21 protein-coding genes and 1 pseudogene are annotated in these 23,223 nt (G+C 62.6%); all 22 read left to right on the top strand.

Going from position 1 to position 23,223, the window contains the following annotated elements:
• Positions 1-13: 13 nt before the first annotated feature.
• The 22 genes and pseudogenes from M729_RS0111435 to M729_RS0111330 all read left to right on the top strand — a co-directional run bounded on the left by M729_RS0111435 (position 14) and on the right by M729_RS0111330 (position 23,202).
• Positions 14-361 carry a RidA family protein gene (locus tag M729_RS0111435; RefSeq protein WP_027161626.1) on the top strand — a complete coding sequence of 116 codons (348 nt, stop codon included), beginning with the start codon at positions 14-16 and terminating at the stop codon, positions 359-361.
• 50 nt (positions 362-411) lie between these two features.
• Positions 412-1,200: a FadR/GntR family transcriptional regulator gene (locus M729_RS01000000134845; protein ID WP_032808262.1), complete on the top strand. Its 789-nt coding sequence runs from the start codon at positions 412-414 to the stop codon at positions 1,198-1,200.
• A 285-nt stretch (positions 1,201-1,485) separates the two neighbouring features.
• The gene (locus M729_RS0111425) at positions 1,486-2,196 is read left to right on the top strand and encodes an SDR family oxidoreductase (protein WP_027161625.1); all 711 of its coding nucleotides are present in this window, start codon (positions 1,486-1,488) and stop codon (positions 2,194-2,196) included.
• A 12-nt stretch (positions 2,197-2,208) separates the two neighbouring features.
• Entirely contained in the window at positions 2,209-2,958 is a 750-nt protein-coding gene (locus M729_RS0111420) for an SDR family oxidoreductase (protein WP_027161624.1), read from the top strand.
• A 70-nt stretch (positions 2,959-3,028) separates the two neighbouring features.
• On the top strand, positions 3,029-3,979 hold the full coding sequence (locus M729_RS0111415; RefSeq protein WP_013530401.1) for a LysR substrate-binding domain-containing protein: 951 nt from the start codon (positions 3,029-3,031) through the stop codon (positions 3,977-3,979).
• An 86-nt stretch (positions 3,980-4,065) separates the two neighbouring features.
• Positions 4,066-5,100: an amino acid ABC transporter substrate-binding protein gene (locus M729_RS0111410; RefSeq protein ID WP_013530400.1), complete on the top strand. Its 1,035-nt coding sequence runs from the start codon at positions 4,066-4,068 to the stop codon at positions 5,098-5,100.
• A gap of 79 nt (positions 5,101-5,179) precedes the next feature.
• Positions 5,180-6,343, top strand: a complete 1,164-nt coding sequence (locus M729_RS0111405) for an ABC transporter permease subunit (RefSeq protein ID WP_027161623.1) — start codon at positions 5,180-5,182, stop codon at positions 6,341-6,343.
• Positions 6,344-6,346: 3 nt separating this feature from the next.
• The gene (locus tag M729_RS0111400) at positions 6,347-7,426 is read left to right on the top strand and encodes an amino acid ABC transporter permease (protein ID WP_027161622.1); all 1,080 of its coding nucleotides are present in this window, start codon (positions 6,347-6,349) and stop codon (positions 7,424-7,426) included.
• Positions 7,427-7,438: 12 nt separating this feature from the next.
• Entirely contained in the window at positions 7,439-8,197 is a 759-nt protein-coding gene (locus tag M729_RS0111395) for an amino acid ABC transporter ATP-binding protein (RefSeq protein WP_027161621.1), read from the top strand.
• A gap of 60 nt (positions 8,198-8,257) precedes the next feature.
• The gene (locus M729_RS0111390; RefSeq protein WP_027161620.1) at positions 8,258-9,682 is read left to right on the top strand and encodes an FAD-binding oxidoreductase; all 1,425 of its coding nucleotides are present in this window, start codon (positions 8,258-8,260) and stop codon (positions 9,680-9,682) included.
• 98 nt (positions 9,683-9,780) lie between these two features.
• Entirely contained in the window at positions 9,781-11,451 is a 1,671-nt protein-coding gene (locus M729_RS0111385; protein WP_027161619.1) for a thiamine pyrophosphate-binding protein, read from the top strand.
• Positions 11,448-13,544 (top strand): hydantoinase/oxoprolinase family protein, encoded by a 2,097-nt coding sequence (locus tag M729_RS0111380; RefSeq protein WP_027161618.1) that lies wholly within the window; start codon positions 11,448-11,450, stop codon positions 13,542-13,544. Before M729_RS0111385 ends, M729_RS0111380 begins: the two co-directional genes overlap by 4 nt.
• The gene (locus tag M729_RS0111375) at positions 13,541-15,160 is read left to right on the top strand and encodes a hydantoinase B/oxoprolinase family protein (RefSeq protein WP_027161617.1); all 1,620 of its coding nucleotides are present in this window, start codon (positions 13,541-13,543) and stop codon (positions 15,158-15,160) included. The genes M729_RS0111380 and M729_RS0111375 overlap by 4 nt, the downstream gene beginning before the upstream one ends.
• Positions 15,157-16,359, top strand: a complete 1,203-nt coding sequence (locus M729_RS0111370) for a pyridoxal phosphate-dependent aminotransferase (RefSeq protein WP_027161616.1) — start codon at positions 15,157-15,159, stop codon at positions 16,357-16,359. Before M729_RS0111375 ends, M729_RS0111370 begins: the two co-directional genes overlap by 4 nt.
• A gap of 3 nt (positions 16,360-16,362) precedes the next feature.
• Entirely contained in the window at positions 16,363-17,175 is an 813-nt protein-coding gene (locus M729_RS0111365) for an NAD(P)-dependent oxidoreductase (RefSeq protein WP_024503267.1), read from the top strand.
• 154 nt (positions 17,176-17,329) lie between these two features.
• Positions 17,330-17,443, top strand: a pseudogene (locus M729_RS1000000138360) (LysR family transcriptional regulator); the annotation flags it as partial.
• Positions 17,444-17,633: 190 nt separating this feature from the next.
• Positions 17,634-18,431, top strand: coding sequence for a sterol desaturase family protein (locus M729_RS0111355; RefSeq protein WP_027161615.1), 798 nt, complete (start codon positions 17,634-17,636; stop codon positions 18,429-18,431).
• A gap of 102 nt (positions 18,432-18,533) precedes the next feature.
• Positions 18,534-19,232, top strand: coding sequence for a DUF2161 domain-containing phosphodiesterase (locus M729_RS0111350; protein ID WP_027161614.1), 699 nt, complete (start codon positions 18,534-18,536; stop codon positions 19,230-19,232).
• Between the two features lie 56 nt (positions 19,233-19,288).
• Positions 19,289-19,696: a DUF930 domain-containing protein gene (locus M729_RS0111345; RefSeq protein ID WP_032808257.1), complete on the top strand. Its 408-nt coding sequence runs from the start codon at positions 19,289-19,291 to the stop codon at positions 19,694-19,696.
• Between the two features lie 178 nt (positions 19,697-19,874).
• A complete protein-coding gene (locus M729_RS0111340) occupies positions 19,875-20,537 on the top strand; it encodes a TerC family protein (protein WP_013531644.1) in 663 nt (220 codons plus the stop codon).
• A 136-nt stretch (positions 20,538-20,673) separates the two neighbouring features.
• Complete coding sequence (gene rimO / locus M729_RS0111335; RefSeq protein ID WP_027161613.1) at positions 20,674-21,987, top strand: 30S ribosomal protein S12 methylthiotransferase RimO; 1,314 nt, start codon at positions 20,674-20,676, stop codon at positions 21,985-21,987.
• A gap of 108 nt (positions 21,988-22,095) precedes the next feature.
• Positions 22,096-23,202 carry an acyltransferase gene (locus M729_RS0111330; RefSeq protein ID WP_027161612.1) on the top strand — a complete coding sequence of 369 codons (1,107 nt, stop codon included), beginning with the start codon at positions 22,096-22,098 and terminating at the stop codon, positions 23,200-23,202.
• Positions 23,203-23,223 lie beyond the last annotated feature (21 nt).

Here is a 23,223-nt window from a genome sequence, read left to right as displayed (position 1 = left end):
CAAGGACAATCCAATGAGTGACATCAAGCGCTTCGACTTCGACACCCGCATCCACCACGGGGTCATCCACAATGGCACCCTCTACCTCACCGGCCAGGTCGCAAAGCCGGGTCAGTCCGCAGCCGACCAGATGCGCGAGGCGCTTGGCAAGGTCGACGTCCTGCTTGCCAAGGCCGGTACGGACAAGACACGTATCCTTCACGTGCAGATGTGGCTGGACGACGTCAGGGATTTCGACGAGGTCAACACGGTCTGGGACGGATGGATGCCGAAGGAGCATGCACCCGCGCGCTCTTCCGGCGAAGGACGGATGGCCAAGCCTGGAATGCTGGTCGAGCTGATCGTCACCGCGGCGGTTTGAATGGCCTTGCCGGTTCGGGCATCATCGCGAATCTGGCTAAGGGGAGACTGATGACGAAGCGCAAACCGCTTTCCACTGTCGTGGCGGAGAGTCTGTCCGAAAAGATCCGTTCCGGATCTCTGCTTCCCGGCGCGCAATTGCCGACCGAGGCGGAGCTTTGTGCCGAGTACGACGTCAGCCGGACGGTGGTGCGGGAAGCGGTGGCGCGATTGCGCTCCGAAGGGATGGTGGTGCCGCAGCAGGGCCGCGGCATGTTCGTCAGCGAAACGCCGGCGCCGCGCAATTTCTCGATACCGGACGAGGCGCTGAGGACCTTGCCGGAAACCATTGCCCTGCTCGAACTGAGATTGAGTGTCGAGGTGGAGTCCGCCGGGCTATGCGCGGAACGGCGCACCGATGCGGAGGCGAACGGAATCCGAGCCCTGATGGAACAGGTCGACGCCCAGCAAGCGGATCCCGCTGTCGTCCAGATCCACTACGACTATGATTTCCATCTGGCGATCGCCAAAGCCGCGCGCAACGAATTCATCCACGGCTTCCTGAGCTATCTCAGGCCGATGATCGTTCCACGCTTTCAACTGGGCTACGTGGTCACGCCGGCGCTCAAGGACAGCTATTACGCACGCATTCACAACGAGCACAAAACCATCGTGGATGCCATCGATAGGCAGGACGGTCGTGCCGCTCGCCAGGCCATGCGCAAACATCTGCACAACAGCCTCGGGCGCGTGCGCGCTTTGGCACGGGCTTCGGGCGTCGCGGCGACAGAGGCAGAGCATCAGGCGGCTGCGGCCTCGCTCTTTACCGATATGAAAAGACCTGTTTCGACCGGCGGATAGGCCCGGCTTCGATCACCCGGGCATTCGCACTCACTCAAATTAGCCACGTATTGCGAAAGCCATGTTTTGGCTCCGCCAGCTGACCTGAACCGTTTCCCACAGGCTGAGAACATCGTTTTCCCGTCGTTTCCTTCGGTTTTCAGCCTCGGCGCCGAGGTCACCACCTGTCCAGGTTTCGGGCGGGAGAAGAGAATTCGAAAGTTTATCTTTCCTTTTTGCTGGTTTTCTTGGTTTCGCGGCATCGGCCCAGGCCGCAGACTGAATCAGGCAATCAGGGAAGCCAACGTGACGACAGCCTTCATCACAGGTGCAACAAGCGGCATAGGGCGGGCCATGGCGATCGCACTGAGCGACGCCGGCTACGATGTCTATGCGGTCGGGCGCAGCCAGGCCGCGCTCAAGGCGTTGCAGGCCGAGCGATCCGGCATCGTGCCCATCGCCGTCGACGTGACCGATCGCGAGGCGCTGGAAGCTGTTCTGGCGGATCTGACCATCGACGTGCTGATCAATAATGCCGGGATCATGCCACCGTTGGGCAATTTCGCCGACATGAAAATCTCCGACATCGACACCACGCTGGAGGTCAACCTCAGCGCGGCAATCCTGCTTACCCGCCTCGTCGTTCCGCAGATGCGCGAGCGGCAGGCTGGCCACATCCTGTTCACCGGCTCCACCGCGGGCCACGCGGCATATTCCAACATTGCCGTCTATTCGGCCACCAAGGCGGCGATATCAGGCTTTGCCGCCGCGTTGCGCGCCGACCTCTCCCCATCAGGCGTCCGTGTCACCGAGATCGTCGCCGGCCGTGTCGAGACGCAGCTCTACCAGGACATCCTCGACGCAAAGGCGCGCGCGGCCATGTACGCCAGCAAAGTGGTGCAGCCAGATGACGTGGCCGGAATGGTGGTCGCGGTACTCGGCCTGCCCGCATGGGCCGACGTTACCCGTTTCGACATCATGCCGACATGGCCAACCTCGCCAAGCGGCACCAAGTAAGGAAAAACTGGAATGAAGGATCTTTCCGTTCTGATCGTAGGCGGCGGCGCTGGCCTCGGCGCGCTTTTGGCCAGGATGGCTGTAGAGGCCGGGGCCGCAAAGATCGGTATCATCGACATCAACAAGGACGCCGCCGAAGCCGCTCTCGCACCGGCAATAGCCAATGGCCTGCCGACCGCGGCCGCCCTGTGCGACATCCAGGTCGGCCCTCAGTGCCACGCTGCCTTCGACGCCATCGTTTCGAAGCTCGGGCGTATCGACACGCTGATCAATTGCGCCGCGATCTACCCTCGCCGCCCGCTCCTCGAGATCAGCGACGCCGATTGGGATGCCTCCAATGGCATCAACATCAAGGGCACTTATCACATGATGGTGGCAGCCGTTCGCCACATGCAATCGCAGGAGCCGAAGAGCCATGTGCGTGGCCGGATCGTCAACCTGACCTCTGTCGATGCCTTCAAGGCGCATCCGCAGAACGCCCACTATGCGGCAACCAAGGCCGCCGTGGTCAGCCTGACGCGCTCCTTTGCCCATGACGTCGCAAAACACGGGATCCTGGTCAATTCGGTGGCCCCCGCAGGCATGGCCACGGAGCGGGCCAAGGCCCTCGGCTTCCTCGAGGAACTGGCCAAGGCGAGCCCGCTGGGTCGTGGCGCCGAGCCTGCGGAGATTGCCGAGTGGGTTCTCATGACCGGCGGCCCCAAGAATACCTATATGACGGGAGAAAATGTAATTGTTTCAGGTGGTTATATATACGCCTGAGCTATTTTTGCAGCGCCGGCGGCGCTGAATTGTCCAACAGGAACGCAAGCGAAAGGAGGTGGAATAGACGATGACCGGCAAGCTTCGCCTTCCCTCGCTGAATGCGCTTCGCGTCTTCCACGCCGTCGCGCAGCACAAGAGCTTCCGGCAGGCGGCGGATGAATTGCTGGTCACGCCGCAGGCCGTCGGACAGCAGATCAAGCTACTGGAGGACACGCTTCAGGTGACACTGTTCGAACGCAAGGGGCGGTCGGTCGAATTGACCGAGTCTGCCATCCTTCTCTCGCACTATGTCAAAGCTGGGTTCGATGAATTTTCCGAAGGTGTTCGCCGCGTCACCAAGTCGAATTACCGGGACCGCATCAACCTGAATGCGAGCCCCTATTTCGCGACCCACTATTTGCTGCCTCGGCTATCTCTGTTCCGGGAGATATTGCCCGGTGCGGATCTGCGCCTGACGACGATGGTCGATCTGCCCGATTTCGGACGCGACGACATCGATATGACCGTCCAGTGGGGCTACGGCAATTGGCCGGACTACGAGACCATACTGCTGGTGCCTGATCCGAAGGTCATCTGCTGCACTCCGGCCATCGGCGAGAGCATCAAGTCGGCGCAGGACCTGACGTTGTTCACGTTGCTGGACACCGTCAAGTCGAAGCGCCTTTGGCCAGACATTTTACGCCACCTTGCCATCGAGCAGACGGACGGCAACCGAAGCATCAGCTTCGACGATGCCGCGACCATGCGCCGTGCAACCCTGCAAGGCATCGGCGTCGGTCTCGTCTCCGTCATCGACGCCGAGGAAGATTTGAGGTCGGGCGCGCTGGTCGCGCCGGTCGGGCGCGACGCCCTTGCCGATATGCGGCCGGAAGAAGTCCCTGGATTCTACCTGATCGTCCCGCGCGGGCACCTGCGCGTGAAGGCGGTCGCCGCCCTTCATCGATGGCTCGCCCAGCAGGACTGGGGCAGCGATCTGAAGATTTCCTCCGTGCCGAAACCGACCCCGCTTTCCGACTAGGAGCGGCTTTGAGACCGAGCTCCGAAAGAGAACTTTTGGGCCTCCAACAACAAGAAACCAAACAACCTCAACAGTGGAGACGGAACATGAAGACGATGAAATGGGGGGCCGCAGCCATGGCCCTTGGACTTGTGCATTTTGCAGCGCCGGCAGAAGCCGCCGGCGGCAAGACGCTGGAAGCCGTCAAGGCGCGCGGCGTGCTCAACTGCACCGGCCATGACGGGTCTTACCTCGGCTTCGCCGAAGTTGACGACAAGGGCAACTGGAAGGGCATGGACATCGATCTCTGCCGGGCGGTGGCCACGGCCGTGCTCGGCGACCCGGCAAAACTGAAGGTCGTTCCGATCAGCTGGGCGCAGCGCTGGCCGTCCCTGCAATCGGGCGATGTCGACATCATCATCAAGGCGTCGGGCGGCACGCTCAGCCGCGACACCGAGCTCGGGCTGCAATTTTCCATGTCCTATTACCTCGGAACGACCAAGGTGATGGCGCACAAGGAGCTAAACCTCAAGTCGCTCAAGGATGCGGCCGGCGGCACGATCTGCATTCCCGCCGGCACGTCGCAGGAACAGCAGGTCGCGGCCTATACGGCCAAGCTTGGCATCAAGCTCGAACCCGTGCTCATCGAAAAGACCGAGGAGCTCGAGCAGGCCTATTTCTCCGGACGCTGCGATCTCTATGCGCAGTGGGGCCCGACGCTCGCCATTGCGCGCATCGCCAAGAGCAAGGTCGACGACCATGTCATCCTGCCCGACGTGCTCGCCGTCGAGCCTGAAGTCATGATCATGCGCCAAGGCGACGACAATTGGGTTGACATCGCCAACTGGACGCTGAGCACGCTGATCTTCGCCGAGCAGGAAGGCATCACCTCCAAGAACGTCGACGAGGTCAAGGCCAAGCCGACCTCGCCGCAAGTCGCCAAGTTCCTCGGCGTCACGCCAGGCATGGGCAAGGGTCTCGGTCTCGATGATGACTGGGCCTACAAGGTGATCAAGAACGTCGGCAATTACGGCGAAATCTTCGAGCGCGACCTCGGCAAGGACTCGCCCTACAAGATGGACCGCGAGTTGACCAACCTTTGGAACAATGGCGGTGTCCTGTTCCCGCTGGTGATCGACTGATCCGTCCTTAACTCACCCGCTCCAGGCCCCGCCCGGCACAGCCGGGCGGGGTCGGCGACAATTCGGCAAGGATCTTTGGATGGTCAGCCTGCTGAGAAATCAAAAGGTCCGCAACGCGCTGTTGCAGGTCCTCTATGTCGGCTCGATCGCCGCGATGGTGCTTGCCGGCATCGTGATCGCCCGCCGCAACCTGGCTGATCAGGGGATCACCTCCGGATTCGACTTTCTGTTCAAGTCGACGGGTTGGGATGTGAATTTCTCGCTGCTGCCCGCCATGGCCAATGATCCCTATTGGTGGTACTTCCTCATCGGCATCATCAACACGCTGTTCCTGGGGAGCGTCGGCCTGATACTGGCGACGATCGTGGGAACGATCGTCGGTCTGGCGCGGACGTCTTCGAACGATTTGGCGCGGCTGCTCGGCCGTACCTATGTGGACATCTTCCGCAACATTCCGCTGATCCTCCAGGTTTTCTTCTGGTATGCGATCATCACGCACCTGCCGACGCCGCGCAGCGCGCACGAAGCCTGGGGCTTCCAGCTCACCAGCCGAGGACTCTACATCCCATTCCCGAACGTCGGCAGTGCCGCGTTTGCCGCAGCCACAGTGGCTGTGATCGCGGCCATCGTGCTGCCGGCCTGGCTGGGCAGGACGTCGCTCCTTGCCCAGCCGATCGGCCAGCGGCGCACGATCCAGTTTGCCGCCGCCGCAGCGGCACTGGCCTGCGCGGCCATCATTCTGGCTCTCGGACGTCTGCCGGATACGCCGCTGCTGGACTTCCCTGCCCTGCAAGGCCTCAATCTGAGAGGCGGCCTGCGTATCCCTCCGGAGTTCGCCACCCTCGCTATCGCCATCGCCATCTATGGCGGCTCCTACATCGCGGAGATCGTGCGCGGAGGCTTCAAATCTGTCGGCACCGGCCAGGTCGAGGCAGCCCTTTCCTTGGGCCTTAGTCCCTGGCGGGTCTTCACGCTGGTGCGGCTGCCGCTGGCGCTGCGTGCCATGCTGCCGATCCTTGCCAATCAGTATGTCTGGCTGATGAAGGCGACGACGATGGGCATCGCCGTGGGCTTCACCGATTTCTTCATGATTGTGGCGCTGACGATCAACCATTCCGGGCAAACCGTCGAAGCGATCGGCATCCTGATGGCAGGCTTCCTCGCCATCAACCTCAGCCTTGCCGCCGTCTTCAACCGCATCAACAAGGCAATTGCCCTCAAGGGCAATCAACTGAGGGGCTGAGAGATGGAGATGGTCATTGTCGCTCCACCCGCTCCCGGCAGGCTTGAGGATCTGAGGCGACGCTTCTTCGCGACGCCGCTTCAGGCGGTGGTGTCGCTGGCCTGTCTGACGATCATGGTCTTCCTGGTCTGGAAGCTGCTGAATTGGGCGGTTTTCTCGGCTGTCTTCACCACCAGCGGCGGGCCGGAAGCCTGCCAGGCGGCAGCGGGAGCCTGCTGGTCGGTCATCGCAGCGAGATGGCGGATCATCTTCTTCGGCCTCTATCCCTACGAGGAACAATGGCGCTCGGCGCTGGCCTGCGTCGCCGTTGTGGTGATGACGGTGCTGAGCTGTATCCCGGCGTTCTGGACGGGCCGCCGGATCGCGCTGGTATGGGGAGCCGGAACAGGCCTTTTCTACGTATTGATGAAAGGCGGCATGCTTGGCCTTGCCCATGTCGGCGAGGAAGCCTGGGGCGGGCTGGCGCTGACCCTGTTCATCTTCGTGACCACCTGCCTGATCGGTTTCCCCTTGGCGATCTGCCTGGCCTTGCTGCGCCGGTCGGAGCTGCCCTGGATTTCGCGGACCACCGGCCTCATCATCGACGGGGTCCGGTCGCTTCCGCTGATATCGATCCTCTTCACCTTTGCAGTGGTTCTGCCGTTCGCGCTGCCGCAATGGCTGCAGGGCGACAAGCTTTACCGCGTGATCCTCGGCTCCGCTCTGTTCTTCTCCGCCTATCAGGCTGAGATCGTGAGAGGCGGCATGCAGGGCGTTGCGACAGGACAGGAGGAGGCTGCCATGGCACTCGGCATGCGCTACTGGCAACGCATCAGCCGCATCCTCCTGCCTCAGGCCATGCGCAACGCAATGCCGGCCACGATCAACCAGTTCGTCATCTCGTTCAAGGAGACCTCGCTGGTGGTCATCGTCGGTTTCTTCGAGATCCTGGCTTCCGGCAATGCCGCCTATGGCACCGGCGAATGGCGCTTCGCCTATGTCGAAGTCTATGCCTTCATCGCCTTCATCTACTTCATCTTCGTCTTCAGCCTATCCCGCTATGGCGCCTTTCTCGAGCGCCGCATGTCGGTCAGCGAACGGTAAGGAGGCGTGCAGGTGATCTCAACCAATTCGACCGGTGAGCCGGCGCTCCGCATCGAAAACCTCGACAAATACTACGGCACGTTCCAAGCACTGCGCGGGATAAACCTTTCCGTACAACGGGGCGAAAAAATCGTCGTCTGCGGACCCTCCGGCTCCGGCAAATCGACGATGATCCGCTGCATCAACCGCCTCGAACAGCACAATGGCGGCCGCATCGCGGTGCTCGGGACCGAGCTCAACGACGATGTCGGCAATATCGACGAGATCAGGCGTGAAGTCGGCATGGTGTTCCAGCACTTCAACCTGTTCCCGCACATGACGGTGCTGGAGAACTGCATGATCTCCCCGATGATCGTGCGCAAGCAGCCGCGGGCGCAAGCCGAGGCAACCGCCCGCCACTACCTGGAGAAGGTGCGCATTCCCGAGCAGGCCATGAAATATCCCAGCCAATTGTCCGGCGGTCAGCAGCAGCGCGTCGCCATTGCACGCGCTCTTTGCATGCAGCCGCAGATCATGCTGTTCGACGAACCGACCTCGGCGCTCGATCCGGAAATGGTTTCCGAAGTGCTTGACGTCATGGTCACGCTTGCCTCGGAAGGCATGACGATGATCTGCGTGACGCATGAGATGGGCTTTGCGCGTCGCGTGGCGGACCGGGTGCTTTTCATGGACGGCGGCGAGATCCTCGAAGAAGCGCCTCCGGACGAGTTCTTCACCTCTTCCCGCAACGAGCGCACTCGACAATTCCTGTCGCAGGTGCTGGGTCATTGATTGGAAGCAACGATCCGGGACGTGTCGGACGGCACGCCCTCAGCTAACTCGGGTAAATCAATGACCGATCCCGCCACCGCGCTGCACGAGATTCTCGGGCCGAAAGGCTGGCTTTCGGGCCGGGATGCCGAGCCCTACCAGCGCGATTGGCTCAATCGCTACGGCGTCGCACCTCTTGGCGTTGCCAGGCCCGCGAATACGTCGGAGGTTGCCAGTGTCGTCAAACTATGTCGCGAGGCCGGACTGGCAGTCGTGCCGCAAGGCGGAAACACCGGGCTTTGCGGCGCCGCCGTCGCCGAGCAGCCGAATGCGGTGATCGTCTCGCTGTCACGCATGACGGCGATCGGGAAGCCGGATCTGGACAGCGGATCGATCGTCGTCGAGGCGGGTGTCGTGCTGGCCACGCTGCACGAGGCGCTGGAGCCGCATGGGCTGATGTTTCCAATGCATCTGGGCGCAGAAGGCAGCGCCAGGATCGGCGGCCTGATCGGCACCAATGCGGGCGGCAGCCAGGCTTTCCGATACGGCATGATGCAGGATCTCGTCCTGGGTCTCGAAATCGTGACGCCTGATGGCGGGATTTGGGAGGGACTGCGCGCGGTGCAGAAGGACAATGCCGGCTATCAACTGCGCAAGCTGTTCTGTGGCGCTGAGGGCACGCTCGGCATCGTCACGCGCGCGATCCTGCGGCTCTACCCCAAGCCTCGGCAGCAAGCGAGCGCCCTTCTGGTCCTGCCCGACTTTGCCGCCGCCATTTCGTTCGGCGCCTTCCTGCGCGGCGAGGCCGGGGAATTCCTGACTGGCCTCGAGTTCTTCTCCGATGTGGGCCTGCGATTGGCGCTCAAGCACGTGCCCGACCTTGCCTACCAACTGGAGACACGGGGCGACGTCTATCTGCTGGTCGAACTGGCATCGGGGTCGTCACGCGTTCCCCTGGACGAGATCCTGGCTTCGGCTCTGGAATGGGGCATGGAACAGGGCCTGGTCAGCGACGGCGCGCTGGCGGCGACAGGTGCGCATCGGGCACAATTCTGGCGGCTGCGCGAGGAGCAACCGGAGGGACAAAGGCTGGAAGGCGAGCAACTCAAGCACGACATCTCCGTCCCTCCAGGTGCAATCGCCCGTTTCGTCGAGGCTGGCGCGAAGATCTGCGGCGGCATTCTTCCCGGTGTGCGGATAAACCCGTTCGGGCACCTCGGCGACGGAAACATCCATTACAATTTGTCTCCGCCGGAAGGTCGTGCCGATTTCGACGGCAAGGCCGAGCTGTTCGCAGAGGCGCTGTCATCTCTTGCCACTCAGATGGGCGGCAGCTTTGCCGCCGAGCATGGGCTTGGCCGGGCAAAGGTGGTCATGGCCGACCGCAATCGCGGCCTGGTGGAGCGAGAGCTCATGGCGCGGCTCAAAGGCGCGTTCGATCCGCTGGGCACGATGAACCCGGACGTCCTGGTTCGCGCCTCTCGGGAAAGAAAAACTTTCGAATAGACGGCATTTCTTGGTTTCGTCTCGATGCGCCAGCGTGCACGTATGAATCCGAAAGGCAGGCTCGATCCGCTTGCCGCCTGAATGAAGGATGTCGCAGCATGATCCGCAATGGCGGTCGCCTTCTTGTCGAATGCCTGATCGCGCTCGGCGCGACCAAGAGTTTCGGTGTGCCGGGCGAAAGCTATCTGGCCGTGCTGGACGCGCTGCACGACACTCGTGGAAAGCTGGACTACGTGCTGTGCCGCAACGAGGGCGGCGCGGCATTCATGGCCTCGGCCTATGGCAAGCTGACGGGCTCGCCGGGCATCTGCTTCGTGACGCGCGGACCGGGTGTCGCCAATGCGTCCATCGGCGTGCACACGGCGATGCAGGACAGTTCGCCGATGATCCTGTTCGTCGGCCAGGTCGGCACCGACATGCGCGGCCGCGAAGCGTTTCAGGAAATCGACTACCGCGCGGTGTTCGGCACGATGGCGAAATGGGCGGTGGAGATCGACGCTGTCGAGCGCCTGCCGGAAATCATTGCCCGGGCCTGGACCACGGCGCTCACCGGGCGGCCAGGCCCGGTGGTGATCGCCCTGCCCGAGAACATGCTGACGACGCTGACCGATGTCGCGGCGCTCAGCGGGCCTGCCAGGGTGTTCGAGGCCGCGGCCGATGCCGATGCGCTGGCCGAGGCCCGGTCCATGCTGGCCGCCTCCAGCAGACCGGTCATCCTGATCGGCGGTGCCAACTGGTCAGCTGACGGGCGTGCCGTGCTCCAGGCTTTCGCCGAAACCTCCGACATTCCGGTGGTCGCGGCGTTCCGCTTCCAGGATCAGTTCGACAATGGCTCACCGGTCTTCGTCGGCGAGGCCGGTGTCGGCATGGTCCCGCATGTCAAGAAGCTGATCCGGGACGCCGATGTGATCCTGGCGATCAATGTGCGCTTCGGCGAGATGACCACGGATGGCTACACGCTGCTGTCCGTGCCCGAGCCGAAGCAGAAGCTGATCCATGTCCACGCTTCGGATCGCGAGATCGGCAAGATCTATGTGCCGGCGCTTGGCATCCATGCCGGGCCGAACGCCTTCGCCAAGGCGCTCTCGCCGGTCAAGGGCGACTGGGCCGCGTGGCGGTCGCAGGCACGCCAAAGCTATGAGGGCACGTTCACCGCGCCTGCCCAGCCGGGCCCGGTCGACATGGTCGAAGTCAGCCGCTGGCTGCGCGAAACGCTGCCCGACGACGTCATCCTGACCAACGGCGCCGGCAATTTCACCGTGTGGCCAAACAAGTTCTTCAAATTCGGGCCAAAGGCGCGGCTGCTTGCACCGCAATCCGGCGCCATGGGCTACGGCCTGCCGGCGGCCATCGCGGCCAAAGTGGCCTTTCCCTCACGCACGGTGGTCTGCTTTGCCGGTGACGGCGATTTCCAGATGAACTGCCAGGAGTTGGGGACGGCGATGCAGGCCGGGGCGCAGCCGATCGTCCTCATCCTGAACAACGGCATCTACGGGACCATCCGCGCGCATCAGGAGCGGCACTATCCGGCGCGCGTGTCGGGAACGAACATCGAGAACCCGGATTTCGTCGGCATCGCCCGGGCCTATGGCTTCCACGCCGAGCGGGTCGGCGCGACCAGCGATTTCGCCGGCGCTTTCGGCAGGGCGCTGGCATCCCCGACCGGCGCGGTCCTGGAGCTGGATATTTCCCCGGAGGCGATCACGCCGCGTCAAACCCTTTCCCAAATGCGCGACGCAGCGCTCGCTTCGCATAAGGCCAACGCATGACCAGTACGGCAAATGACATCCGTCTCGGCGCGGATATCGGCGGCACGTTCACCGATATTGTGGTCGATGTGCGCGGCACGATCTTTTCGACCAAGATCCTGACCAACTATGCCGCCCCCGAACAGGCTATCCTCGACGGGATCGAGATCGTCGTGCGCGACGCCGGCATCACGCTGGCGGACCTCGACATCGTCATTCACGGCACCACGCTGGCGACCAACGCGCTCATCGAACGGCGTGGCGCCAAGACGGCATTGGTCACCACCGAAGGGTTTCGCGATGTCATCGAGATGCGCACGGAAAACCGGTTCGAACAGTATGATCTGAACCTGAAGCTGCCGCCGCCGCTGATCCCGCGCGAGCATCGCTATACGGTCAAGGGGCGCATCGGCGCGGACGGAAAGGAATTGCAGCCGCTGGACGAAGCAGCGCTCGACGAGATCGCCGACAGCATCGCCGCGGGCGGCTTCGGCGCCGTCGCCATCGGCTTCATCCATTCCTACATGAACCCGGTGCATGAGCAGCGGGCACGCGCGATCCTCGCCAGAAAGCTGGACATACCGATTTCCATCAGCGCTGAGGTCTCGCCGCAGATGCGCGAGTTCGAACGCTTCAACACGGTTTGCGCCAATGCCTATGTCCGGCCGCAGATGGCCGACTATCTGGTGCGCCTCCAGGTGCGGCTGAAGGAGATGGGGGCGAACTGTCCGGTGTTCATGATCCACTCGGGCGGCGGACTGATCTCGGTGGAAACCGCGTCCGAATTTCCGGTGCGCCTGGTCGAGTCCGGTCCGGCCGGCGGTGCCATTTTTGCGGCCGACGTGGCGCGGCGCTTCGACCTGGACTCCGTCGTCTCCTACGACATGGGCGGAACGACCGCGAAGATCTGCCTGATCGAGGACTATTCGCCGCGCACGGCGCGGACCTTCGAGGTCGCCCGCACCTATCGCTTCTGCAAAGGCTCCGGCATGCCGATCTCGATCCCGGTCATCGAGATGATCGAGATCGGCGCCGGCGGCGGCTCGATCGCCTGGGTCGACGCCATGGGCCGCATCCAGACCGGCCCGGAAAGTGCCGGGTCCGAACCCGGTCCCGCCTGCTACGGGCGTGGCGGCAGCCGCCCGGCCATCACCGATGCCGACCTGGTGCTGGGCAAGCTCGATCCCGACAATTTCGCCGGCGGCGCCATCAGGCTCGACACGCAGGCTTCCGAGCAGGCGATCACCCGCGATGTCGGCACCCGGCTTTCGCTCAATTCCGTTTCCGCCGCTTTCGGCATCTGCGAGGTCGTCGACGAGAATATGGCCAATGCCGCCCGCGTCCACGCGGTGGAAAACGGCAAGAACATCTCCGACAATGTCATGATCGCCTTTGGCGGTGCAGCGCCCCTGCATGCGGCGCGGCTGTGCGAGAAGCTTGGCGTCGAACAGTGCCTTGTCCCGCAAGGCGCCGGCGTCGGCTCGGCCATCGGTTTCCTCAAGGCGCCGTTCAGCTACGAGGCGCTGGCTTCCAAGCTGATGCGGCTGTCGCGCTTCGATGCATGCGAGGTGAATGCGCTGCTCGACGGGCTGAAGACGACTGCCGAGAGCTTCGTGCGAGCCGGCACTAACAATGCCATCACCCGCGAGATCACCGCCTTCATGCGCTATGCCGGCCAGGGTTGGGAAATCCCGGTGCCGCTGCCCGACAGGGCGTTCAAGCCCGGCGATGAGGTGAGCCTCAAGGACGCCTTCCGGGACAATTATGCGCGCTTCTTCGGCCGTGCCATTGATGGCCTCGACGGATTGGAAATCGAGATCGTCACCTGGTCGGTCAAGGCGCAGGACGTGCGGCCGGCGCCCGCAAGGCACGAGATCACCATGGGGACCAGGACCGTCGCCGCTTCGCAAACGCGCGAGGTTTTCGATCCGGCGACCGGAACCGTGCAGGTTTCAGCCATCATCGAACGCGCCGACCTTTCGCCAGGGGATCGCATCAGCGGTCCGGCGGTGATCGTCGAGCGTGAGACGTCGACGGTCGTCACCACTCTCTTCGATGCCGCGCTACAGAGCGACGGTTCGATCCTCCTGATCCGCAAAGGGGTCCAGGCATGAGCGACATCTTGGAAATCCGCATGCAGGTGATGTGGAATCGCCTGATTTCGGTGGTCGAGGAACAAGCGCTGACCCTGTTGCGTACGGCCTTCTCCACGTCGGTGCGTGAATCGGGCGACCTGTCGGCCGGCGTGTTCAATCCGCGCGGCGAGATGCTGGCGCAGGCCGTGACCGGTACGCCCGGGCATGTGAACACCATGGCCGAGGCCGTGCTGCAGTTCATGAACGAGATCCCGCGCGAGGAGATGTACGAGGGCGACACCTATGTCACCAACGATCCCTGGAAAGGCACCGGCCATCTCCATGACATCACCATGGTCTCGCCCTCGTTCCTGAACGGCGAACTGGTGGCATTCTTCGCCTGCACCGCGCACGTGGTCGATGTTGGCGGACGTGGCTTCGGCGCCGACGGCAAGTCAGTCTACGAGGAAGGGATCCAGATCCCGATCATGAAGTTCGCCGAGCGCGGCAAGGTGAACCTCGATCTGGTGAAGATCCTGCGCGCCAATGTGCGCGAGCCGAACCAGGTCGTCGGCGACTTCTATTCGCTGGCCGCCTGCAACGAGGTCGGCCATCGCCGCCTGGTCGACATGATGAAGGAGATCGGCCTGGCATCGCTGGACAGGCTGGGAGAGTTCATCTTCACGCGCACGCATGACGCGACGCTGGAGCGCATCAAGGCGCTGCCGAAAGGCACCTGGTCGAACGAGTTGGTGACCGACGGCTACGATACGCCGGTCAAGCTGGTGGCAGCTGTCTCGATTGAGGACGACCATTTGAATGTCGATTTCTCCGGCACCGATCCGACAAGCCGATGGGGCATCAACGTTCCGATCATCTACAGCAAGGCCTATGCCTGCTACGCCCTGAAATGCGTCGTGGCGCCGGAGATCCCGAACAATGCGGCCTCGCTTGCTCTGTTCACTATATCGTCGCCGACCAACATCCTGAACGCCCCGCGGCCGGCGCCGGTCTCCCTGCGGCACGTCATCGGCCATATGGTGCCCGATCTGGTGCTGGGCGCGCTGGCCAAGGCGCTGCCGGGCCAGATCCTTGCCGAAGGGGCGGCGGCACTGTGGAACATCCACATCTCGGTCAGGCCGGTCGCCGGGAGCGATGGACGCCGCGCCGAGGTGCTGATGTTCAATTCCGGCGGCATGGGGGCCCGCCCGACGTTGGACGGGCTGTCCGCCACCGCCTTTCCGTCCGGTGTCCATACCATGCCGATCGAGGCGACCGAGCACACCGGGCCGATCGTCATCTGGCGCAAGGAACTGCGTCCCGATTCCGGCGGCGACGGGGAATTTCGCGGCGGCCTCGGCCAGATCCTCGAAATCGCGGCCACTGAAGGCCACGAGTTCGATTTTTCCGCCATGTTCGACCGGGTCAGGCATCCAGCCAAGGGGCGCGATGGCGGCAAGGACGGAACCGCCGGCATCGTCAGGCTCGACGATGGCACGCTGATGCGCCCGAAGGGCTGGCAGCACGTTCCGGCAGGGCGTCGTCTGGTGCTGGAACTTCCTGGCGGTGGTGGCTATGGCGATCCCTTCAGGCGCAGTACGGAGGCGCGGGCACAGGACGTGTCCAGGGGCTATATTTCGGAGAAAAGCCGATGAGCTACATTTCCTCGCGCCTGTCCGTGGTCAGGCCGTCGGCTTCGATGGCCGCCTCGCAGGCGGCCAAGGCGCTACGGGCCAAAGGCGTCGACGTCATCGACCTTGGCCTTGGCGAACCTGATTTTCCGACGCCTGCCCACATCATCGAAGCGGCCTATGCAGCCGCCAAAGCGGGCCAGACCCTCTACACCGCCGCAGCCGGCTCGCCGGAAGTGCGCGAGGCCGTGGCCGGGAAGTTCAGGCGCGAGAACGGGCTGGACTACACGGCCGACGACATCGTCGTGGCCAACGGCGCCAAGCAGATCATCTTCAACGCGCTGATGGCGACGCTGGAACCCGGCGACGAGGCCATCCTGCCTGCGCCCTATTTCGTCTCCTATCCTGAGATGGTGAAGCTGCTAGGCGGCACGCCCGTCACGGTCGAATGCAGGGAAAGCGGCGGCTTCAGGCTGACGCCCGAACTCTTGGAAAAGGCGATCGGGCCGAGAACCAAGTGGCTGTTCCTGAACATGCCCGGCAATCCATCCGGAGCGGTCTACTCGGCCGACGATCTCAAGGCGCTTGGCGCTGTCCTTGCCAGGCATCCGCAGGTGCTCATCCTGTCGGACGAGATCTATGAGCACATCATCTTCGATAACCGCGAATTCGTATCCTTCGGCAAGGCCTGCCCTGACCTCAAGGACCGAAGCCTCATCGTCAACGGCGTGGCCAAGGCCTATGCGATGACCGGCTGGCGTGTCGGTTATGCAGCCGGCCCGGCACCACTCGTCAAGGCGATGTCGATCATCCAGAGCCAGTCGGTCACTTCGGTCTGCTCGATTGCCCAGGCGGCGACGGTCGCCGCACTGAACGGCCCGCAGGACGAGGTGGCTCGTTTCCGCGATGCATTCGAGGCGCGCAGGAACCTGGTCGTCGATGGCATAAGGCGCATCAACGGCCTGACGCTGCCGCCGCCGGAAGGAGCTTTCTATGCCTATATCGGTTGCGCCAGCCTGATCGGCCGCAGGACCCCAAAAGGTGTCATGCTGGAGGACGATACGGCGGTGGCGACCTATCTTCTGAACGAAGGCCGCGTGGCCTCGGTGCCGGGCACTGCCTACGGACTTTCACCCTATTTTCGTATCTCCACCGCCACCAGCGAGGAGGTGCTTGCCGAGGCGATCGCGCGGATCAACGCCGCCGTCGCGCAAGTGGAGTAGACCATGCCGCATTACGAACGCATCCTGATCACCGGCGCCGCCGGCCGGCTTGGCTCGGAACTGCGAAAGGGGCTGGTGCCGCTGGCAAAAACGATCCGCCTGGCGGGTCGCGAACCGTTCGGCGATCTTGCTCCTCACGAGGAAGAAGCGGTCTTCGATCTCGCCGACATGGAGGCTACACTTGCGGCCACCAAGGACTGCGACGCGATCGTGCATTTCGGCGGCGCGCCGCTTGAATGCGAATGGCAAACGATCCTGGATTCCAGCATTCGCGGATCCTACCACATCTACGAAGGCGCCCGGAAACACGGCGTGAAGCGGGTTATCTATGCTTCCTCGGTGCATGCCATCGGCTATCATGAAGTCGAAGCCCATATCGGCGTCGATGCGCCGGTGCGCCCCGACAGCCTCTACGGCGTGTCGAAGAATTTCGTCGAAAGCCTGAGCCGGCTCTACTGGGACAAGTTCGGCATTGAGACGGCTTGCCTGCGTATCTTCTCGTCCTTTCCCGAACCGGCCGACCGACGCATGCTGTGGTCGTATCTTTCCTTCGCCGACTGCGTTCGTCTGGTCGAAGCAGCACTGACGGCGCCGCGCGTCGGGCACACAATCTCGTTCGGCATATCCGACAACAAGCTGAAAATGGTCGACAACAGCGGCGCCAACCATCTGGGGTTCATCCCGCAAGACAGCGCCGAGCCATTCCGCGCAGCGGTCGAGGCGAAGACGCAGATTCCGGATCCCAAGGCGCCATCGGTGAAGTATCTGGGCGGGTGGTTCTGCGAGCTTGGCCATCCGGACGACAAGCGGACGTAACTATCAAAATACCCATCCGCTAGATTGCGCAGACGGAAGCCTGACTGTTCAATCGTCGCTCGCCTCCGCGTTGATTGCCATGATCGACGCCAAGCGCAAGGGCAAAAAACCCCCGAAACCCGCGCCGAAACCCAAAGAGAACGTGGTCGACCTGGCCTCGGTTCTTCGTCCGCCGGGGCAGCATCCTACGCGGAAAGTGCGCGTGCTCACCGAGATGCCGATTGAGTATTTCAAACGCAACCCGGATGTTTGGGGTCCTGACGGCTAGGACACGAACGGTTCGAAGCCTTGTCAAGGAACCGCGTTCGACGGTTCCATTGCTCCGAGCCGCCGCGTTCGGCGACATTGCTCGCACGTTCCGCGCGTCCGAGCCCTTGCGCAAAAGGCAGAGCCTTTAGCCTTTGGAAAGGGAGATGTGGTTCCTCTCAGAGGCGCAGACTGCGCGCAGAGGCGAATCGATGGATATCTTCGGCATCAAGGCACTTTTGATCTGCGCGCTGATCTTCATTCCGTTCGAACATATGTTTGCCGAGCGGCCGCAGAAGATCTTTCGCAAAGGCTTCGCTGTCGATCTGATTTATCTGCTGTTCAACGGCTTCATCATAAAGCTGGCCATCGTCATGATGGCGGCAGGCGCGCTCGGTGCCGCTGCACTCCTGGTCCCGCAAGCGATAACGCAGGCCGTCAGCGGCCAGCCCGTCTGGCTGCAGGTTGCCGAAATCATCGTGATCACCGATGTCGGCGTCTACTGGACACATCGGGCCTTTCACAAAATCCCGGCGCTTTGGAAGTTCCATGCCGTTCACCACGGGATTGAAGAACTCGACTGGCTCGGGGCCTTCCACAATCATCCCGTCGACGCCATCGTCACAAAGGCAATATCGCTGACGCCGATCTTTTTCCTCGGCTTCTCGGAAGCGTCGATCGCCGTCTTTTCGACTCTCTACCTTGGACATACGCTGCTTGTGCATTCAAACGTGCGGATTCCGTTCGGCCCCTTGAAGTGGCTGATCGCCAGCCCGCAGTTCCATCGCTGGCACCATGCCAACCAGCGCGAAGCCTATGACAAGAACTTCGCCGGGCAGTTGCCTTTCCTCGACGTGCTGTTCGGCACCTACAATCCCACCGGTGACAAGGTGCCGGAGAAGTACGGCGTCGACGATCCGATCCCTTCCACCTATTTCGGCCAGATCGGCTATCCGCTCCTGCGCCGCAGGAAGCTGCCGAACCGGGCGGTGCCGAACGCCGAAGCCTGACGGCTGGCCCGGCGTTGCGGTATCCACACCGGTCCCCTTTGGAGCCGCAGGACGCCGAACCACCGGAAGGCTTTTCGTCTCGAATCGGCTAAACCTTGCGCCATGAACGAGACCTCACTCTATGCGCCGGTGAAGCGGTTCCTCGAAAGCCTCGACTTTGTCGTCAAAGGCGAGATCGACGGCTGCGATGTTGTTGCGTTGCGCGAGGGGGAGCCGCCGGTTGTCGTCATCTGCGAGTTGAAGCTGCAGTTCAATCTCGAACTGGTGCTGCAAGGTGTCGATCGTGCGGCGGCCTGCGACGAGGTGTGGCTGGCCGCGCGCATGTCGGCTCGCGGCAAGGGACGCGAAAGCGATGCCAGGTTCCGCAATCTCTGCCGCCGGCTTGGCTTCGGCTTGCTTGGCGTGACCGCGACGGACGGGGTCGAGGTGCTTCTCAGCCCGATCGCGCTGGCGCCGCGCAAAAATGCCCGCCGGCGCTCCCGCCTGGTCGACGAGCACCAGCGCCGTCGCGGCGATCCCGTTGCCGGAGGAGGATCGCGCAATCCGATCATGACCGCCTATCGCCAAAGCGCCCTCGCCTGCGCTGCCGCCATGGTGGATGGCCCCAGGCGGCCGCGAGATCTGAAGGCGGTGACGCCGATCGCGCCCAAGATCCTGCAGCACAATGTCTATGGCTGGTTCGCGCGCGTCGACCGCGGCCTGTACGATCTTACCGATGCCGGCCGTGCCTCTTTGGTCCGTTGGCCGCAGGCATCGCACGACGAATCCCGACACGCAATTTTGAACGCAGCAGCCATATGATTGAAGATTCCCGCAGCGTCCGAGGCGGTCCGCTCGGTTGATTTCTCCGACAAAATATGTTGCTTGTCCCGCCCATGAAGAAGCTCTGCATGACCGCCTTGGCGTCAGTGACACTGAGTTTTCCAGCCAGCGCAATGGACAATGCATTGCGCGCCGGACTGATGAAACTCGATCCCCAAACTCGCCTTGAACAGCGTTGCGACGCCGAAGTGCTCGACCGCATCACCCATGACGATCGCAAGTTCAAAGCCGATCGCGTCGTCGCCTACGCCTTTGCCACGCCCGAGATGGGCGCCGATGCAATCAAGAGCCCGGGTGCTGCGTTTCGCAGCAAGGGGCAGTGGTACAGGCTGAAATTCAAGTGCCAGACCGGGCCGGACCATATGGAAGTCTTGCAACTCCGCTACCGGATCGGCGACGAGATTCCGGAAGCCGACTGGGCAAAGTATAATCTCTACGATTGATTTGCGATCGGCCATGGTTTTGCCTGGCTGTCGAGTGCCGCGAGCATTGGATCTGGCTTGACGTAACGATGCTTCGGTGATGGCGCCACGCGTGATCCCTTGACGCCAAGGGACCACCAAGTTAGGGCCTCTGGGTAATCGACGAACACTCGGCAAAATCAGCAAGGGCTTCCGGTCGATGGACATTTTTTTCAGCGCTGCCAGCCTGACCGCCCTGCTCCAGGTCATCGCCATCGACCTCGTGCTGGCCGGCGACAATGCGATCGTCATCGGCCTTGCCGCTGCCGGCCTGCCGGCTGACCAACGCAAGAAGGCGATCCTCATCGGCGTGATTGCGGCAACGGTGCTGCGCATCGGTTTTGCCGCAATTACCGTCAAGCTGCTGGCGATCGTCGGCCTGCTGCTGGCCGGCGGCATCCTGCTGCTGTGGGTCTGCTGGAAAATGTACCGCGAGCTGCGCACGTCACATGCCGATGAGCTGGAAGCGACCGAGGCGCTGTCGAATTCGGACCTCAACAGTGACCAGGCAGTCGCCGGCAAGTCGAAGCGCAAGACCCTTGGCCAGGCTGCCTTGCAGATTGTCGTCGCCGATGTGTCGATGTCGCTCGACAACGTGCTGGCGGTGGCTGGAGCGGCGCGTGATCATTTTCCGGTGCTGGTCATCGGCCTTGTGCTGTCGATCGCGCTCATGGGGCTGGCTGCGACCTTCATTGCCAAGCTGCTGCATCGCCACCGCTGGATCGCCTATGTCGGCCTGCTGATCATACTCTATGTCGCGCTGGACATGGTCTATCGTGGCGCGGTGGAGGTCTGGCCACATGTGAACAACGTGGTCGGCTGAAGCTGGCGGACATCCGCGTCTTCACTCCGTCGAAGCAAGACCGCCGTGCGTTTTGCCGCATCGCGGGCCTGCCCATACCAATGCCGCAATAAGTGTGGTACTGCGCCGGCAATCCTGAAAAGCCCGGAAACCCTCTATGTCCGCTCCCCGCGTGAGTTTTGTCAGTCTTGGATGCCCGAAGGCCCTCGTGGATTCGGAGCGCATCATCACGCGCCTGCGCGCCGAAGGTTACGAAATCGCACGCAAGCATGACGGCGCCGACCTCGTCGTCGTCAACACCTGCGGTTTTCTCGATTCCGCCCGAGACGAGTCGCTCAACGCCATCGGCTCCGCGCTTTCGGAAAACGGCCGAGTGATCGTCACCGGTTGCCTGGGCGCCGAGCCGGACGTCATTCGCGAAAAGCACCCCAATGTGCTGGCGATCACCGGGCCGCAGGCCTATGAGAGCGTGATGGCCGCGGTGCATGAGGCCGCACCGCCTTCGCACGATCCCTATATCGATCTCCTGCCGCCGCAGGGTGTCAAGCTGACGCCGCGTCACTACGCCTATCTCAAGATTTCCGAAGGCTGCAACAACCGCTGCACCTTCTGCATCATTCCCGCACTGCGTGGCGACCTCGTCTCGCGGCCGGCGGCAGATGTGCTGCGTGAGGCTGAGAAACTGGCCAAGGCTGGCGTCAAGGAACTTCTGGTCATCTCGCAGGACACCAGCGCCTACGGCATCGACATCAAGTACCAGACGTCGACGTTCGGCGACCGTGAAGTGCGCGCAAAATTCCTCGATCTTTCGGAGGAACTGGGCAAGCTCGGCATCTGGGTGCGCATGCACTATGTCTACCCCTACCCGCATGTCGCCGACGTCATCCCGCTGATGGCGGAGGGCAAGATCCTCCCTTACCTGGATATCCCGTTCCAGCATGCCTCGCCGCAGGTGTTGAAGAACATGCGCCGGCCCGCGCATGGCGAAAAGACGCTCGAGCGCATTCGCGGCTGGCGCGAGGTCTGTCCGGATCTGGCCATCCGCTCGACCTTCATCGTCGGCTTCCCCGGCGAGACGGATGACGATTTCGAGATGCTGCTCGACTGGCTCGATGAAGCCAAGATCGACCGCGCCGGCTGCTTCAAATACGAGCCGGTCCGCGGCGCCCGCTCCAACGATCTCGGTCTCGAACAGGTCCCGCAGGAAATCAAGGAGGCGCGCTGGCACCGCTTCATGCAGCGTCAGCAGAAGATTTCGGCGACACAGCTGGCCAGAAAAGTCGGCAAGCGCCTCCCGGTGCTGATCGACGAGGCGCATGGCACATCGGCAAAGGGCCGCACCAAATACGACGCGCCCGAGATCGATGGCTCGGTGCACATCCAGTCGCGTCGTCCGCTGCGCCAAGGCGATATCGTCACCGTCAAGATCGACCGTGCCGACGCCTATGACCTCTATGGTTCGGCGGTCTGACGCCTCGTTCCGCGTAAATTTACTACATCTGGCGATAATCTAGGCCTCTTAACCCGCTCAGCCGCGATCCGCTCTATGGTTTGCGGACCGTAGATGCGGGAAATGCGGATGAACACCAGACCTGCGGAACAAAATTACATTGCGACGCTGGACCTGCTCAGGCTGGTCGCGGCGATGGCTGTCGTGTTCTTCCACTATTTCTTTCGCGGCGCGGCTGCCGAGGGCATTCTGGCTGAGGGTTATCCGCTTGCGGCACCGTTCGCCCTCTACGGCTATCTCGGCGTCAATCTGTTCTTCCTGATCAGCGGTTTCGTCATTGCCTGGTCGGCGGAAAACCGCAGTTGGGACCAGTTTGCGGTCGCGCGGTTCGTTCGCCTCTATCCGGGCTTCCTGCTCTGCATGACGATCACCTTCGCGATTGTCTTCCTTGCCGGGTCGCCGCTGCTTTCGGCCTCTTTCGTTCAGTATGCCGCCAATCTGTCGATGTTCGCGCCGGCGTTCGGCCAGCCCTTCATGGACGGCGTCTACTGGTCGATCGTTCTTGAGCTGGTGTTCTACGGCTGGGTGACGCTGGCGCTGCTCACCGGGCTGTTTCAGAGACGCAAGCTGGAGCTGATCTTGATCTGGCTGGCGATCTCGGCCTTGAACGAGTTCTTCATCGGCAGCGGCGCCGCCAGGCTGCTGTTCATCACCGAGTTTGGACCGTTCTTCGCCGCCGGCGTGGTGGTCCACCACCTGCATGCGCATGGCCGTTCACTGCCTGCAATGCTGCTGCTTGCCGCCGCCTTCCTGATCTCCTGCGGCACGCTGTCGGTGACGCAGCACTGGATGCTTGGCCACTACGGCATCGCCGTTTCGTCGGCCAATCTCGTCATCGCCAACGTCGTCATGCACACGGCCTTGATCGGTGCGGTGCTGCTGCGCAATCGTCTGCGGCCATCGGCGCTCACCCTGGCGCTGGGCGGGCTGACCTATCCGCTCTATTTGCTGCACCAGGACATCGGCTATCTCGTCATCAATGCGGCAACGCCCCTTATCGGCAAATGGTTTGCCGCCTTTGGCTGCGGCGCACTTATGCTTTTCGTTTCGTGGGCAATCTGGCGCGCCTGCGAACGACCCGCACAGCGGTTGCTGAGGATTTGGCTCGGCCGCGCGGTCGATGCTGGCTTGGCGCGATTTCGTCGCGTCTCAGCCGGAGCGCAGCCCGCCGAATGAAAAAGGGCGCCTCGCGGCGCC

It is taken from the genome of Mesorhizobium sp. WSM1293, from assembly GCF_000513875.1.
Lineage (GTDB): Bacteria > Pseudomonadota > Alphaproteobacteria > Rhizobiales > Rhizobiaceae > Mesorhizobium > Mesorhizobium ciceri.
Note: the sequence above shows the minus strand (reverse complement) of the source record. Positions and strands in the feature narration are given on the sequence as shown.